The sequence below is a fragment of the Aceticella sp. 75b-Ac genome (genome assembly GCF_056032965.2).
In genome coordinates this window covers 1,109,300-1,126,043 of sequence record NZ_CM190971.1, presented here as the reverse complement: position 1 = coordinate 1,126,043, position 16,744 = coordinate 1,109,300, and the positions used below count along the sequence as shown (strand labels likewise).

Annotated in this window: 16 protein-coding genes and 2 other annotated features; all 16 genes read left to right on the top strand. The window is 32.9% G+C overall.

Translation table 11 applies throughout. From position 1 onward, the window contains the following. Positions 1-425 precede the first annotated feature (425 nt). Positions 426-1,361 carry a glycoside hydrolase family 130 protein gene (locus tag AC0LWJ_RS05990; protein ID WP_474238629.1) on the top strand — a complete coding sequence of 312 codons (936 nt, stop codon included), beginning with the start codon at positions 426-428 and terminating at the stop codon, positions 1,359-1,361. 139 nt (positions 1,362-1,500) lie between these two features. Beyond that, entirely contained in the window at positions 1,501-1,764 is a 264-nt protein-coding gene (locus AC0LWJ_RS05985; RefSeq protein ID WP_474238627.1) for a DUF2281 domain-containing protein, read from the top strand. A 544-nt stretch (positions 1,765-2,308) separates the two neighbouring features. Further along, complete coding sequence (locus AC0LWJ_RS05980; protein ID WP_503031407.1) at positions 2,309-3,604, top strand: HD domain-containing phosphohydrolase; 1,296 nt, start codon at positions 2,309-2,311, stop codon at positions 3,602-3,604. 168 nt (positions 3,605-3,772) lie between these two features. Then, positions 3,773-4,249 carry an REP-associated tyrosine transposase gene (locus AC0LWJ_RS05975; protein WP_474238622.1) on the top strand — a complete coding sequence of 159 codons (477 nt, stop codon included), beginning with the start codon at positions 3,773-3,775 and terminating at the stop codon, positions 4,247-4,249. Positions 4,250-4,425: 176 nt separating this feature from the next. Continuing rightward, positions 4,426-5,436 (top strand): glycosyltransferase family 4 protein, encoded by a 1,011-nt coding sequence (locus AC0LWJ_RS05970; RefSeq protein WP_474238620.1) that lies wholly within the window; start codon positions 4,426-4,428, stop codon positions 5,434-5,436. A gap of 74 nt (positions 5,437-5,510) precedes the next feature. After that, positions 5,511-5,632 (top strand) — a sequence feature (ribosomal protein L20 leader region). Between the two features lie 22 nt (positions 5,633-5,654). Continuing rightward, the gene (gene infC, locus AC0LWJ_RS05965) at positions 5,655-6,167 is read left to right on the top strand and encodes a translation initiation factor IF-3 (protein WP_474238685.1); all 513 of its coding nucleotides are present in this window, start codon (positions 5,655-5,657) and stop codon (positions 6,165-6,167) included. A gap of 18 nt (positions 6,168-6,185) precedes the next feature. Beyond that, the gene (gene rpmI, locus AC0LWJ_RS05960; RefSeq protein ID WP_474238618.1) at positions 6,186-6,383 is read left to right on the top strand and encodes a 50S ribosomal protein L35; all 198 of its coding nucleotides are present in this window, start codon (positions 6,186-6,188) and stop codon (positions 6,381-6,383) included. A gap of 22 nt (positions 6,384-6,405) precedes the next feature. Then, a complete protein-coding gene (gene rplT, locus AC0LWJ_RS05955) occupies positions 6,406-6,765 on the top strand; it encodes a 50S ribosomal protein L20 (protein WP_284680609.1) in 360 nt (119 codons plus the stop codon). Between the two features lie 61 nt (positions 6,766-6,826). Next, positions 6,827-7,597: a TrmH family RNA methyltransferase gene (locus AC0LWJ_RS05950; protein ID WP_474238616.1), complete on the top strand. Its 771-nt coding sequence runs from the start codon at positions 6,827-6,829 to the stop codon at positions 7,595-7,597. Positions 7,598-7,664: 67 nt separating this feature from the next. After that, positions 7,665-7,880 (top strand) — a binding site (T-box leader). 43 nt (positions 7,881-7,923) lie between these two features. Beyond that, positions 7,924-8,943 carry a phenylalanine--tRNA ligase subunit alpha gene (pheS, locus tag AC0LWJ_RS05945; protein ID WP_474238614.1) on the top strand — a complete coding sequence of 340 codons (1,020 nt, stop codon included), beginning with the start codon at positions 7,924-7,926 and terminating at the stop codon, positions 8,941-8,943. Between the two features lie 14 nt (positions 8,944-8,957). Continuing rightward, positions 8,958-11,342, top strand: coding sequence for a phenylalanine--tRNA ligase subunit beta (pheT, locus tag AC0LWJ_RS05940; RefSeq protein ID WP_474238612.1), 2,385 nt, complete (start codon positions 8,958-8,960; stop codon positions 11,340-11,342). A gap of 108 nt (positions 11,343-11,450) precedes the next feature. Then, positions 11,451-11,828, top strand: coding sequence for a cell division protein ZapA (locus AC0LWJ_RS05935; protein ID WP_474238609.1), 378 nt, complete (start codon positions 11,451-11,453; stop codon positions 11,826-11,828). A 48-nt stretch (positions 11,829-11,876) separates the two neighbouring features. Continuing rightward, positions 11,877-14,240: an endonuclease MutS2 gene (locus AC0LWJ_RS05930; RefSeq protein WP_474238606.1), complete on the top strand. Its 2,364-nt coding sequence runs from the start codon at positions 11,877-11,879 to the stop codon at positions 14,238-14,240. 8 nt (positions 14,241-14,248) lie between these two features. Next, a complete protein-coding gene (locus AC0LWJ_RS05925; RefSeq protein ID WP_474238604.1) occupies positions 14,249-14,701 on the top strand; it encodes a 2-thiouracil desulfurase family protein in 453 nt (150 codons plus the stop codon). A 47-nt stretch (positions 14,702-14,748) separates the two neighbouring features. Beyond that, positions 14,749-15,969 carry a tyrosine--tRNA ligase gene (tyrS, locus tag AC0LWJ_RS05920; RefSeq protein ID WP_474238602.1) on the top strand — a complete coding sequence of 407 codons (1,221 nt, stop codon included), beginning with the start codon at positions 14,749-14,751 and terminating at the stop codon, positions 15,967-15,969. A 51-nt stretch (positions 15,970-16,020) separates the two neighbouring features. Continuing rightward, complete coding sequence (gene yunB / locus AC0LWJ_RS05915; RefSeq protein WP_474238599.1) at positions 16,021-16,719, top strand: sporulation protein YunB; 699 nt, start codon at positions 16,021-16,023, stop codon at positions 16,717-16,719. The last annotated feature ends 25 nt before the right edge of the window (positions 16,720-16,744 follow it).

Here is a 16,744-nt window from a genome sequence, read left to right as displayed (position 1 = left end):
ATGTTAATACTCGCTTATGCAACTAAATAAACCCGGAATGAAAAACTACTTTCACATCTTTTAAAGTATATTTCTATGCCTAATATTTTTTACCCTATAAAGAATTGCAGAAATAAAATACAAATAAAAAATTGGAAAAAGTCATTGCAAACATCCCTAAAATAAATTACCCTTTAGTAGTAGTAGTAGCCCACCCTTAATGCTGTAAAATAGAAAGGCACGTCTCTTTTACAGCATTAAGGGTGGGCTATTTTTAAAATTATGGTTGCAAATGTACAATTGTAGTAATAAAGTATAACATTCGATTAACGGTATAAAGATGTGTTATAATAAGGTTTAAGGATAAATATTTTCAAAAAGTTCTATGACTAAAATTATTCGAAATGGGAGCAATAGCTTGATTGTTCTGGAGGTGTAATAAAGCTGTGAAAGAGCCGATAGTTAAACGCTATGAAGGAAATCCTATTTTAACAAAAAAAGATATACCTTATCCTGTGTGTACAGTGCATAATGCCGGTATGGCAAAATATCAGGGAAAATATTACATGATTTTTAGGGCACATAAAGATAACGGACGAAGCATACTTGGGCTTGCTGTAAGTGATGATGGTTACAATTTTACTGCAGAGGATAAACCTTTTATGACACCCGCTAAAGAAGGGATATTTGCAGAATATGAGGAATATGGTATTGAAGACCCCCGTATCTGTTGTATAGAAGGAGAATATCTTATAACTTACAGTGCCTATTCAAAAAACGGTGTTAGAACAGGATTAGCAAAAACAAAAGATTTTAAATCGGTTGAACGTATATCATTTATAACTCAGGCTGATTATCGTAATACAGTTATATTTCCAGAAAGAATCGATGGTAAGTATGTAAGGCTTGACAGACCTCATACCCAGATTGCACCTTGGTCTATTTGGATAACCTATTCAAAAGATTTGATATATTGGGGTGAGTCGAGGATAGTTATGAAACCTTATCCTTACCATTGGGATGAGATGAAAATTGGTCCCGGTGCCACGCCCTTTAAAACAGATAAAGGATGGCTCTCGATTTATCATGGGGTATTTTCTACAATGGATGGCTGCATATACAGATTGGGAGCAGCACTTCACGACTTAAAAAACCCGGCAAAGATTCTTGGGGTTGGAGATTCATGGATATTGCAACCTGAAACACCATGTGAAGTCATAGGGTATGTTCATAATGTTGTATTTACTTGCGGTGCTATTCCAGAAGATGATGGAACAGTTAAAATATACTGGGGTGGTGCTGATTCAGTTATGAATGTTGGTGTAGCTAAAATTGATGATTTGGTTGATTTGTGTTTAAATAATGGAAGACCTGCATTGTAATTTTTCAGAATAAATGATAATACCTTTGTATATTTGTGTGGTGCATAAGTTCAATAGGTATATAACCGCTCAATTTCTCTCTTAATTATAAAAATTAATTTTATAATTAAGAGAGAAATAATAAAAAAGGGTGTTATATATGGATAATGCAATAGAGGAAAAAGCAATAGAAATGATTAAAAAACTTCCAAAGGATAAGCTTGCAGAAGTTATTGATTTTATTGAATTTATAAATCAAAAAAATAGAAGAGAAAGAGAAGAAGATAAAGCATGGTTAGATTCAAATCTAAAGGATTGGCCCGATTTTGATTGGGGTCCCGACGGACCTCCTAATGGTAGACCTGTTAAATACGTTAAGGGTATTGGTTTAATTATCGAAGGAGGAAGACCTGATGTAAAATAATTTTAAACCAGGAGATTTCCTCCTTCTTTGTTTGCTAATACATTTACTAAAGCAAGCTTCTTATAGTAGCTCAGAGAATAATCATCCTGTATAATGTTTATTGAAAAAAACACATTACAGGGTGGTGACTATGCTCAATAATAGTTTATCTATAAATGCTGTAGATTTCAAGACCTTTGTGGTTTGCAATACTTTTTATAATTTCAAAAAATTAACATAGAAAGATATAGTCTTGATAACAAAAAATAGGAAAAACTAATTGTTACAAATATATAAATATTCAAATTATAGTTATATAATTTAGGTTTATAAGTTTACTGTTCAAAGAATTTACTCCTCACAGCTGGTATTTTTATAAAATACTTGATAAATACAATAAATACATATACAATACAAGTAAGTATAACTAACTACGACCATCGAAATTGTTGTAAATAAAATCGTTTGGAGCATTATAATAAGGTAAGAGATATCTTTAGATATGGAATGAGTCTTATGATGTTTAAATGGCTTCAATAGCTTGTGGCTTTTGATATAAAAACTTTTGACAATACTTATTTATGTGGATTGGAGTATGCTTATGAGAAAAAAACTATCTGTAAATCAGGGTAATTTGTTATTATCTATGTCAGAAATATTGGATATAGCAAATCCATCTTTTGCACAACATCAGCAAAGGACAGCGTTTATTGCATTTGAAATAGCAAAATATGCAAATCTTAAACAAGAAACTATTGAGGATATTTTTGCTGCTGCATTATTACATGATATTGGAGCTATTTCTGTTGAAGAGAAGGTAGCACTACAGAATTTTGAATCCTCCAACGAATACATTCATACTATAAGAGGAGAAATGTTGATAGAACAGGCACCCTGCCTTAAAAAACTTTCAAAAATTATAAGAAATCATCATAGAAAGTGGAGAGATTGGGATGATGATATAAAAAATTCCACTGTATTGGCATCTCAAATAATATTCCTATCTGATTATGTTGAGAGATTAATAGACCGAAGCAGATATATCCTACATCAAACAAACGATATAATAGAAAAGGTTAAAAAACTTGAGGATACAGAAATAAATAAAGAGGTTGTAAATTATTTCGTTCAAATATCTAAAAGAGAAGAATTTTGGTTAGACTTAGTTTCCACGAAATTATATCAATTGTTGTTATATAGTGGACCATATAGAAATAGAGAGATAGGTATAGATGGTATACTGTTGATATCGGATTTATATAGGAATGTTATAGATTTTAAATCAAGATTCACTTCTACTCATACATCAGGAGTATCAGCGTGTGCTGAAAAATTGGCTCAATTATTTGGATTAACAGAATTAGAAACAAACCTAATAAAAATAGCAGGAAATTTTCATGATATAGGTAAGCTGGCAATACCTAATAGTATATTAGAAAAGCCTGGCAAATTAACTGCAGATGAATTCGCAATTATTAAATGCCATACATATTACACATATTATATATTAGATTCAATAGGTGGTTTAGAGCAGATAGCAAGGTGGGCTGCTTACCACCATGAGAAATTAGATGGAAGCGGGTACCCTTTCCATTGTAAAGCCGAAGAAATTGATACAAGTTCTCGCATAATGGCTGTTGCCGATATTTTCACAGCAATATTTGAAGATAGGCCTTATAGGCAAGGTATGAACAAGAAAGATATTTACAGAATAATAAAAATGCAGTCGGATGAAGGTTTTATAGATAGAATAATTGTTGACTTATTATTTGATAATTATGACTCTATAAGTGAATATGTAAAAGAGAAACAAGCATCTGCGAAAGATTTTTATGAAAAAAGTTTTTCAAATATACTTTGAAAGCATACAACTTTTAGGATAAAGACAAATTATAATATATTTCATAGTAGTAGCTGGTAGACAAAATATAATATATTTCATAGTAGTAGCTGGTAGCCCACCCTTTATGTTGCATTTGTTATCTTCCTATGGTAGAATACTTACAAAAGGTCTTAGGAGGTAATATTTTTGACTAAACTAAGAAGATATTTGGAAGTAGGAGCATCATATTTTGTAACTTCGGTGGTTAAAGACCGTGAAAAAATATTCTTGTCAGAAAAGGCGTGCAAGCTTCTTATAGTAACAATGCAATTCTATAAGTACTACCTTGACTATAAAATCTATGCGTTTGTAATCATGCCAGACCATTTCCATGCAATAATCCAGCCGGGAGAGGAATTCAACATATCGGTAATAATGAATAAGATAAAAGGTAACTTCGGCAACAAGTACAATAAGATTATGGGCAGAGAAGGCAAGTTATGGCAATCCAGGTTTTATGACGAAGGAATAAGAGAAAGTAAGGAATTACAAAACAAAATTGAATATATTCACAATAATCCTGTAAGAGCAGGGATAGTTAAAACACCGGGAGAATACGAATTCTCAAGCTACAATTACTATTACGATAAGGTGAATAACTATTTAGTAGACATGCCTTTTTAAAAAAGCAACACTAAGGGTGGGCTACTACTCTACTGCATTGTAATTTTTCAGCTGGTGGGCTACTACTTAATCTTACCGTTTTCAGAAATATTGGATTATTTTCACAGAGAAGCAGAAAGATGTGTTATAATAAGGTTTAAGTATAAAGCTTAAATCATAGGAGGTGTTTTTTTGATATGAAGGTTGCGATAATTTCACCAATTGCATGGAGAACACCGCCACGTCATTATGGACCTTGGGAAAGAGTTGTTTCATTAATAACAGAAGGGCTTGTTAAGGAAAATATTGATGTAACACTTTATGCAACGGGTGATTCTATAACCACTGCTAAGCTTAGAAGTGTATGCAAAGTACCTTATGAAGAAAATAAAGATGTAGACGCAAAGGTTTGGGAAGCATTGCATATATCTGAAGTAATGGAACATGCAAATGAATATGATATAATACACAATAATTATGATTTTTTACCTTTGACTTACAGTAGATTGATAAAAACTCCAATGGTAACAACAATACACGGATTTTCTTCACATAGAATCCTTCCTGTTTTCAAAAAATATAATAAAAATACATATTATGTTTCAATCAGTAATGCTGATAGAAATAGCGAACTTGATTATATAGGCACTGTATATCATGGTATAGATATAGAAAATTTTACATTAAAAAAAGATTGTGGCAACTATCTGCTTTATTTTGGAAGGATACACAACGACAAAGGAACTAAGGAAGCAATACAGGTTGCTAAAATGGCAAAGATGAAATTAATAATTGCCGGTATTATTCAGGATAAGCTGTATTTTGAAGAATATGTAGAGCCATATTTAAATGATGATATCTGCTATATTGGATCGGTAGGTCCTGAAGAAAGGAATAAGGTGTTAAGCAATGCATATGCATTGTTACACCCGATTAATTTCAATGAGCCTTTTGGGCTTAGTGTTGTTGAAGCAATGGCTTGCGGAACACCTGTCATTGCATTTAACAGGGGTTCTATGCCTGAGATCATTCAAAATGGCATCAATGGGTTTATTGTATCAAGTATAGAGGAAATGGTTGAAAGGATTAAAGATGTCAAGAATATTTCTCGGGAAGATTGCCGTAAAACGGTAGAATATAGGTTTACCCAGGAAAAAATGGTGAAAGAATATATCAAAATTTATAAAAAGATATTAAAAATGTTATAGTAATTCCTTAAAACAAACCGTAAAAATTTAAAAATTGAGTATTGACTATTCAAAAAGCATATGTTAAAATAAACAAGGAAAAGTAGAAGCACCCGCTTCTCACCTTTCACCTACGGGGGTGTCGGGTTAGTCAAAAGGTTTATTTTTTGTACTTATGATTTATGAGGCGGGGTTATACCCGCTTTTATTTTGTCAAAAATTTTAGGAGGTGCGTATTTATTAACAAGGAACTGCAGGTTAATGAAGAGATAAGAGACAGAGAGGTTCGTCTTATTGATGAGGATGGCAACCAATTGGGAATATTATCTGCGAAAGAGGCTTATAAATTAGCCTTGGAAAGGCATACGGATTTGGTGAAAATTGCCCCACAGGCGAATCCGCCGGTATGCAAATTGATGGACTTTGGTAAATTTAGGTACGAACAAAGCAAAAAGGAAAAGGAATCTAAAAAGAAACAAAGGGTTATTAATATTAAAGAAATAAGGATGACACCTGCTATTGAGGATCATGATTTTGGAGTAAAGTTAAAAAGCGCAATTAAATTTTTAAAAGACGGTGACAAGGTTAAGGTTACTATAAGATTTAGAGGTAGAGAAGCATCTCACACCAAAATAGCCGAAGAACTTTTAAATAGATTTGCTACAGAAATCAGTGAATATGGTGTTGTTGAGAAAACGCCCGGAATGGAAGGCAGAAGTATGATGATGATATTAACACCGAAAAACGTTTAATTGAGGAGGATAATAAAAATGCCAAAAATGAAGACACATAAAGGAGCTGCAAAAAGATTTTCATTAACTAAAAGTGGTAAGGTGAAAAGAGCAAAAGCATTTCGAAGACATATTCTAACAAAAAAGACAAGGAAGACCAAGAGAAATCTTAGAAAAATAGCGTATTTTAAAGCTGCGGATGCAAAGAATATCAAACGTTTAATTCCATATGCATAAAAAATCTTAGGAGGTTATAGAAATGTCAAGAGTTAAATCAGGAAAAGTCACAAGAAAAAGACATAAGAAGATATTAAGACTTGCAAAAGGTTATTATGGAGCAAAAAGCAAGCTTTTTAGAGTAGCTAATCAAGCAGTGATGAAGTCGCTTAATTATGCATATATCGGTAGAAAATTAAGGAAGAGGGATTTTAGAAAATTATGGATTGCTAGGATTAATGCTGCAGCAAGGGCAAATGGCATATCTTACAGTAGGTTTATTAACGGTTTAAAAAAGGCAAATATTGAGATAAATAGAAAGATGCTTTCAGAAATGGCTATAAGTGATGGAAAAGCATTTTCTGAGTTGGTTGATATAGCTAAACAGCAGTTAAACGCATAATTTTCAAACCCGGTATGTGCTCCGGGTTTGAAAATATAATTATTTGAGAAAGTGAAATATTATGATAATAACAAGTGATAAAAATGAATTGATAAAAAAAATAAAAAAGCTTAACAATAAAAAAGATAGATATGAAAGTGGTTTGTTTTTTGTTGAAGGCAGAAACAATGTTAACGAGGTGTTAAAAAGCAAATTTTCTATAAGATATATTATAATTTCAGAAAATTATAATAATAATATAGACTTTGACCTTAACAGAATAATTAAAGTACCCGATAATCTTTTTAAAAAAATATCTGATACTGTTACACCGCAAAATATTATGGCAATTGTTAGAATTCCCAGATATGAATTGAATACGATAATAGGTAAAAACAGTATATATATTATTGCCGATAAAGTACAGAACCCCGGAAATCTCGGTACTATAATCAGAACAGCGGATGCATTTAAGGTTAGAGCAGTCTTTACAATAAATAATTCAGTTGATATATATAATCCGAAGGTTATACGTTCTGCAATGGGTTCTATATTTCATATTCCGGTAGTAAATATTGTTGATATTGATGAACTAATGAATAGACTCAAGAAATCTTGTATTAAAATATATTCAACAGATTTAAAGGCTGATCAATATATTTTCGATTTTAAAATTTCTAACAATGCAGCATTTATATTTGGAAATGAGGCAAAGGGTGTAAATCCTATGCTGAATAGGTATATTGACGGGAAGTTTAAAATACCAATGACAGGTAATGCTGAGTCTTTAAATGTATCAATAACTGCTTCAATTTGCCTTTATGAATCACAAAGGCAGAGATTGATTAAATAATATTCAAGTGTTATAATACTGGAAAATAAGAAGATATGGAACATACTCTTAAAGGAAATGTTCCGGGTTAAATGCTATGAAGGAGTAAAGTACATTATCGGATTACACAGGGATGTAATGTCGTTGATTGAGAGCATTACTGTAATAAAGATAATGGAAGTTCCCTCTGGAGCTGCGTGCTGAACTGATAGTAGGCATTGCCGGTATATCCGTTATTGAAAATGAGTGAGCACTTTGTGCTAATAGGGGTGGTACCGCGGGAATCAAATTCTTTGTCCTTTGTGACGAGGGATTTTTTTATTTGATTAAAAAAGGAGTGTAATACAGTGAAGAAGAGATTAACTAAGATTTTAGAAACGGCAAAAAATGAAATACTTGCCGCAGATAACACAGCGGATTTAGAAGATTTAAGGATTAAATACCTTGGTAAAAAAGGTGAACTCACAAAAATATTAAGGAGCATGGGGGAATTGTCTCCGGAGGAAAGACCTGTAATTGGTCAGCTTGCAAATGAAATCAGGGTTGAGATAGAAAACATATTAGCATCTTTTAAAAATAAACTTATTGAAAAAGAAAAGGAAAAAACCATTAAAAGTCAGTACATTGATATAACATTGCCGGGAGACAAGGTAAAAATTGGCTCCAAACATCCGATGACAAAGGTTCTTGATGAAATTGAAGAAATATTCTTAGGACTTGGATTCTCAATTGTAGAAGGTCCTGAAATAGAACTGGATTACTATAATTTTGAAGCTTTAAATACCCCATCAGATCATCCGGCAAGGGATTTGCAGGATACATTTTATATAACACCAAATATTCTTTTAAGGACCCAGACATCACCGGTACAGGTAAGAACTATGGAAAAAACCAAACCTCCTATAAGGATTATATCACCCGGAAGGGTATACAGGTCAGATGAAATAGATGCCACACATTCACCCGTCTTTAATCAGATAGAGGGGCTTGCGGTTGATAAAGGCATAACAATGGGGGATTTGAAGGGAGTTCTTAATTTATTTGCACGTAAATTATTTGGTGATGAAACCAAGACCAAATTCAGGCCACATTATTTTCCCTTTACAGAACCAAGCGCTGAAATGGATGTAAGCTGTTTTGTATGCGGTGGAAAAGGCTGCAGGGTATGTGGATATTCTGGTTGGATTGAGATACTCGGTTCAGGTATGGTTCATCCAAATGTTCTAAAAATGTCAGGAATTGATCCGGAGGAATATACGGGATTTGCCTTTGGTTTAGGGCTCGACAGAATAACAATGTTGAGATATGGAATTGATGATTTAAGACTTTTGTATGAAAATGATTTAAGATTTACAAAACAATTTTAGAAGGAGGAAAATTAATGTTAGTTTCCGTAGATTGGCTTAAAGAATATGTAGATATAGATGTAGATACAGAAAAACTTGCAGATGACCTTATAATGTCGGGGTCAAAGGTTGAAACCATTACGAATTATGGTTCTCAGATAAAAAATGTTGTTGTTGGAAGAATTATGTCTCTTAAAAAACATCCAAATGCAGATAAATTGCAGATTGGGATTGTAGATGTTGGGAATGAAAAATTACAGATAGTTACGGGCGCTCAAAATATAAAAGAGGGTGATTATATACCTGTTGCATTACATGGGTCAACACTTGCCGGAGGTGTAAAAATAAAAAAAGGGAAATTAAGAGGTATTGAATCAAATGGTATGATGTGTTCTGCAAGAGAACTTGGACTTAATGAAGCACTTCTCCCTGAATATCAAAAAAACGGGATTTTTATCCTACCGGAGTTGCCTCTTGGACAGGATATAAAAGAAGCCCTGAGGATAAATGATGATGTTATAGAATTTGAGATAACGCCAAATAGACCAGATTGTCTATCTATTTTAGGTATTGCAAGAGAAACGGCTGCAATATACAGAAAAAATTATAATGTGCCGGATATAAGCATAACCGAAGCTGATGAAGAGAATCCGGCTAATGTAACAATAGAAGATAAAGACTTATGTTTCCGCTATGTTGCAAGGGTTATCAAAAATGTAAAAATAGGTCCGTCGCCCTTATGGATGCAGATGCGGCTTTTAAAATCCGGTATTAGACCTATTAATAATGTTGTCGATATAACTAACTATGTTATGCTGGAATTAGGTCAGCCACTTCATGCATTTGACCTTGATAAAGTTAAAAATAGGCACATCTTAGTAAGAAGAGGGGTAGATGGAGAAAGGCTTATAACACTTGATGGGAAAGAAAGGGTACTTAATAACTCAATGTTGGTTATAGCGGATGAAGAAAAATCCATCGGACTTGCGGGAGTCATGGGAGGACAAAATACGGAAATATCTGATGAAACCATCAACATACTTATAGAAAGTGCTAATTTTAAAGGTAGTAATATAAGATATACTTCAAAAAAACTTGGATTAAGAAGTGAAGCTTCCTCACGATTTGAAAAAGGCTTAGATCCGGAAATAACCGTATTCGCATGTAACAGAGCTGCTCATCTTATGGCTGAATTAAGCGGTGGAATAATACTGAAGAGTTTGGTTGATATATATCCTGAGCCTGTAAAAAAATCAACAATTAATGTAAGACCATGTAGGATAAACAATCTGCTTGGCACAAAATTAACAACTGAAGAAATGTGCAATTTATTAAAACTACTTGACTTTGAAGTTAAGATTAATGAAGATTTGTTGAAAGTTACTATACCAGCCTTTAGAAGAGATGTTGAAGGAGAAGCAGATATTGCCGAAGAGGTTGGGAGATTATATGGATACAATAATATAGAAAGCACACTTTTAATGGGTACAAATGTAACAATTGGTATAAGGACATTAAAGCAGCAGTTAGAAGAAAAAGTAAAAAATATATTTTTAGCTTCAGGTTTAAATGAGATTACAACAACATCATTTATGGGAACAAAAGATTTAGACAGGCTTAATTTAGCAAGTGACAGCAATTTAAGAAAGGCTGTAAAGATTATGAATCCGCTTGGAGAAGACCAGGGATTTATGAGAACCACAATGCTTCCATCTATGCTTAATGTTGCATATACTAATTACAGTCGTAAAGTCAGTGATTTTGGTGTATTCGAGTTGTCAAAGGTATTTATACCAAAGGAGTTGCCTCTTAAAGAATTACCCACGGAAATAAAAATGGCTGTTATCGGTATGTATGGAAAGGATATTAATTATTATTCGATTAAAGGTATTATAGAAGCATTGTTTGACAAGATGAATATAAGAAATGTAAAATATAGGAGAAGTGAAAATCAACTGTATCATCCCGGCAGGTCTGCAGATATCATTGTAAATAATGAAAAAGTTGGGGTAATCGGTCAACTACATCCGGATATTATCGAAAGTTATGATATTCAATCAGAGGTATATGCCGGGGAATTAAAAATTGATACAATAATTGATATGGCAGATATGAATAAAAAATACTCTCCGTTGCCGAAATATCCTGCAGTAGAACGGGATATTTCGATATTGCTGGATAAGGAAATATTCGCGTATGATATAGAGGAAACCATTAGGAGAATTGGTGGGAAAATCATAGACGATGTCAGGCTTTTTGATGTATACACAGGTGAAAATATACCAGAAGATAAAAAGAGTATTGCATTTTCAATCTGGTACAGGTCATATGAAAAAACCCTTACAGATGCAGAAGTAAACAAGGTACATGATAAAATTGTTGAAGAGCTGAAAAGGAAATTCCATGCTGAATTAAGATAAAAAAGACCGATTTATGGTCTTTTTTGTCTTAAATTATGTTGAAAAGAAGGAGATTATGAATAAATGTAGAATTTAATAAAGTAACAATTTATTAAGGAGATGTTTTTATTGGGAATAAATAAAGTAACCGTCAATATTAATGGAAATGATTACATACTCAAATCAGATTATCCTGAGGATTATATATTAAAGCTTACCGAATATGTCAATACTATAATTAAAGAGATTTCAAATAACTATCGTGGTATTTCATTGCATACGCAGCTTGTGCTGACAGCCTTAAATGTTGCCGATGAATTATTTATATCGAGAGAGGAAAATAATGCCCTGAAAAAACAAATTCTTATATTAAATTCGGAATTAAATAAAAAAAGCAAGATGATAGAAGACCTCAATGAAAAGCTTGAAAAAGCAAAGGATGAATTAGAAAGGTCAAAAAATGAGCTTTTAGAATATATTAAAACATTTGATAACGAGGGTGAATAATCCTTAAATTCATTTTGCTTATGGGAAAGAGGTCATGGAGGAATTTTAATGATAGAAAAATATTTAAAGAATTTAGAATATGATAAAATAATTAAATTTATTGCCGATTACTGTGATTCGGAACAAGGCAAAGAAGATGCATTAAAAATAAGACCATTATACGATATCGATAAAATAGAAGATGAGCTGAATAAAATCCAAGAAGCAGTTTCATATATAAATTCATATGGGACCATATCATTTTTATTTAAAAATCTTGATGATATTATAAAAAAAGCAGAAATAGGGTTTTTGCTTAATACAAAGCAGCTCCTTAAGGTAGCAGGGTTTTTAGCTTTAATCAGTAAAGTAAAAGCATATCTTAAAAATAACAAAGATGAAGGTAATTATCCTATTTTAAGCTGCTTTAATGAAAAATTGATGGTGATGAAGGAACTGTGGGAAAAAATAAACAGTGTAATCATATCGGAAGAGGAAATTGCAGATGATGCTTCACCGTTATTAAGGAATTTAAGGAAGCAAAAGGCTAAGTCAAATGAAAAAATAAAGAATACATTAAATTCCATTATTACATCGTCTTCCAAAGAACTGCAGGAGCCAATAATTACAGTTAGGCAAGGAAGATATGTGGTTCCTGTCAAACAAGAATATAAAGGTTCTTTTAAAGGCTTAATACATGACCAGTCATCAAGCGGAGCAACACTTTTTATAGAACCGATGCGGGTTGTGGAATTAAATAATAACTTAAAGCAGCTTGAATTATTAGAACAACAGGAAATTGAAAGGATTTTGAGTGAGTTATCACATCTTGTTAGTGAAAATGCAGCTGCAATAAAAGAAAATGTAATTACTATGAAGGAATTGGATTTAGTCTTCGCTAAGGCAAAATATTCCATAGAGATAAATGCTTCAAAGCCTCAATTTAATAAAAAAGGCTATTTGAATTTTAAAAATGCCAGACATCCCTTAATAGAGCCAGAAAAGATTGTGCCTATTAATATTTATCTTGGAGATAAGTTTGATACCCTTGTTATAACAGGACCGAATACAGGCGGCAAAACCGTCACGCTTAAAACGGTTGGACTTCTCACACTTATGGCATTATCAGGATTAAATATTCCTGCAGATGAGGGCTCAGAGGTAGCATTATTTAATGATGTTTTTGTCGATATAGGTGATGAGCAAAGCATTGAACAGAGTCTCAGTACCTTTTCGGCACATATGATAAATATTGTACAAATATTAAATAAAGTAAGCTCAAAAAGCCTTGTTCTCCTTGATGAACTTGGAGCAGGAACAGACCCGACAGAAGGTGCTGCACTTGCAATGAGCATACTGGACTATCTTCATAATATTGGAGCTCGTACCATTGCAACAACCCATTATAGTGAACTTAAGCAATATGCCTTGAAAATGGTGGGAGTTGAAAATGCATCTGTAGAATTTGACGTTAATACATTAAAACCCACGTACAGGCTTACAATAGGAATACCCGGAAAAAGTAATGCATTTGAAATATCAATGAGGCTTGGATTGCCGCAAGAAATTATTGAAAATGCAAAAAGCTACATTACTGAGGATGTTTTAAAATTTGAGGATTTATTAAAAGACTTAGAAGAAAAGAGAAATGAAGCAGAAAAAACAAGATTGGAAGTTGAGACCTTAGAACGTGAAATACAACAGATAAAAAGAGAATATGAGATGAAAAATTCGAAAATTCAAGAGGAAAGAGAAAAGATTTTAGAAAAAGCAAAAATAAAAGCCAAAAAATTGCTTGATACTGCAAAAGCAACGTCAGAGGAAATAATTAAAAAGCTGAGAGAAGCTGATAAATGCGACAATAAAAATAAAATAATTGAAGAAGCAAGAATAAAACTAAAAAATAATATAAATGAACTTGAGGATGCATTAACAAAGACTAAGAAGTCTGCTTATCATAATGTTCCGAAGTATATAACCCCGGGTCAATCTCTTTATATTGTACCGCTTGACCAAAACGGAACAGCACTTTCAAAGCCTGATAGAGATGGGAACGTTGAGATGCAGGCAGGAATTCTCAAGATAAAAGTGCATATAAGCAATCTTAGGTTAATAAATGAAGGTGTAATGAAAGATGAAGCAGAAAAAGGATTTACAAGATTTTTAAATGAGAAAATATCAAATATAAGCACCTCAATTGATGTAAGAGGTAAAAATTTAGATGAAGCAATAATGGAAGTTGATAAATACATAGATGATGCATATCTTGCAGGATTAAAACAGATAACGATTATTCATGGTAAGGGTACAGGCATATTAAGAAGCGGGATTTCGCAGTTATTAAATCGTAATAAGCATGTGAAATCACATCGTTTAGGTGTATATGGAGAAGGCGGAGATGGAGTTACTATAGTTGAAATAGAGAGAAAGTAGGGATGTATATGTATCTTATAAGTGCTTGCCTTGCAGGAATTAACTGCAAATACAATGGAGGGAATAATATTGTAGAAGAAATAATAAATTTGGTCGAAAAGGGAAAGGCGGTGCTTGTATGTCCTGAACAACTGGGGGGGCTTCCTACCCCCAGATTAGCATCTGAAATAAAGGGAGACAGGGTAATCAATGTAAATAGAGAAGATGTTACATGTCAATTTGAAAAAGGGGCACAGGAAACCCTGAAAATTGCAAAGCTGATGAAAATAAGAACCGCAATTTTAAAATCTAAAAGCCCCTCATGCGGATCGGGGAAAATTTACGATGGTACATTTACGGGGGTTTTGACAGATGGATATGGTATTACCGCAAAGCTTTTAAAAGAAAATGGGATTGAGGTTATAGATGAAATGGAATTTGTAAGACGGATCAGTAATATTGAAAGTCCGGGTTTTATGTGATAAAATGAAAACAGCATTTGATAGGACGGTTTATGGGAGGTTTTTTAATGGGTTTTGAAGAAGAAATGAAGATGATAAAAAAAGGTGTTGCCGAGATAATTACAGAGGAAGAACTTAAAAAAAAGCTTGAGCAATCTAAGAATAAAAAGAAACCATTAAGGATAAAATTAGGGCTTGATCCTACTGCACCTGATATACATTTAGGGCATACAGTTGTATTGAGGAAGCTTAAGCAGTTTCAAGATATGGGGCATCAGGTGGTTTTGGTTATAGGGGATTTTACCGGAATGATAGGTGATCCCACAGGAAAATCGGCGACCCGCAAGCAGCTTACAAAGGAAGAAGTAAAAGAAAACGCAAAGACATATGAGAAGCAGGTGTTTAAGATATTAGACCCCGGCAAAACTGAAATAAGATTTAATAGTGAATGGTTATCGAAAATGAATTTTGAAGATATAATAAAGCTTTCATCAAAATACACAGTTGCCAGAATGTTGGAAAGAGATGATTTTCATAAGCGTTTTATTGAAAATTTACCCATATCTATTCATGAATTTTTTTATCCGCTTATGCAAGGGTATGATTCGGTTGCATTAAATGCAGATATTGAGTTTGGTGGGACGGATCAGAAGTTTAATATTTTGATGGGAAGGATGCTTCAAAGGGAATATGGGCAGGAAAGTCAGGTGGCAATCTTTATGCCTATATTAGAAGGACTTGATGGTGTCAAAAAGATGTCCAAGAGCCTTGGCAATTATATTGGTATAAATGAAAGTCCGGATGAGATATACGGGAAAACAATGTCAATTCCTGACGAATTAATGCTAAGGTATTATGAGTTAACAACTGATTTGTCACCAGATCAAATAGATAAGATAAGAGAAGGGCTTAAAAATGGCAGTATGCATCCAAGGGATGTGAAAATGATGCTTGCACGGGAAATTGTTAAGCTGTATCATGGAGATGAAGCTGCATTAAAAGCGGAAGAAAATTTTAAAAAAATATTTCAAAAAAGAGAATTACCTCAAGATATAAAAGAGGTAGTTATTGATTCAAAGGAATTGAATGAAGAAGGCATATGGATTGTAAAGTTGCTGTCCCTAACTGATTTAGCACCTACTAACAGCGAAGCAAAACGGCTTGTTGAACAGGGGGCTGTCAAATTAAATGACGAAAGGATAAACAATCCCACCTTGAATGTAATGATAAAAAATGGATATATATTACAGGCAGGCAAAAGAAAATTTGCAAAAATTCTATTAAAATAAGTAACCAAAACACCTTTTCTAACATAAAATATAGGGGAGGTGTTTTTTAAATTGAAAAGGAAAAAATGGGGGCATAGAAGGGATATTAAATTTTATATAAACATAGTTATAATGTTTTTAATTTTTATAGCAATTTATTCTTTTATTGTATATAAATTTAAACCAACTGTAATTGCAGTAAGTGATACTGTGGCGAAGGATGTTGCAGTTAGAACCATAGACAGATCCATTAATGAAAAAGTTTTAAAGGGGATAAAATATCAGGATTTAATCAATGTTAGAACGGATAAAAATGGTAAGATATCAATGCTTCAGGCAAATACAATTGAGATGAACATGCTTGCAACAAAAATAACACAGGAAGTTCAAGACAATCTTAATAATCTTGGTTCTGTATATGTTAAGATACCGCTTGGTACCTTGATATCTTCTGATATATTTGCAAATATCGGACCGAGGATAAAAGTTGGATTACTTCCAATTGGTGCTGTAACAGTTGATTTTAATTCGGAATTTCAACCAGCCGGTATAAACCAGACCCGTCATATTATATATCTTCATATTAAAACATATATTCAAATAATTGCACCTCTTGCCTCAGACAAAGTTGAAGTTATTACACATATGCCTGTAACAGATAGTATTATAGTTGGAGATGTACCGGGTAGTTATGTTGATGTAAATGGCAACAAATATACTGTTCCGGTTCCAAATAGTCAGAGTTCAAATATCAACATCGAAGGAAATTAGTGTTTGACATTTTATTATAATATGG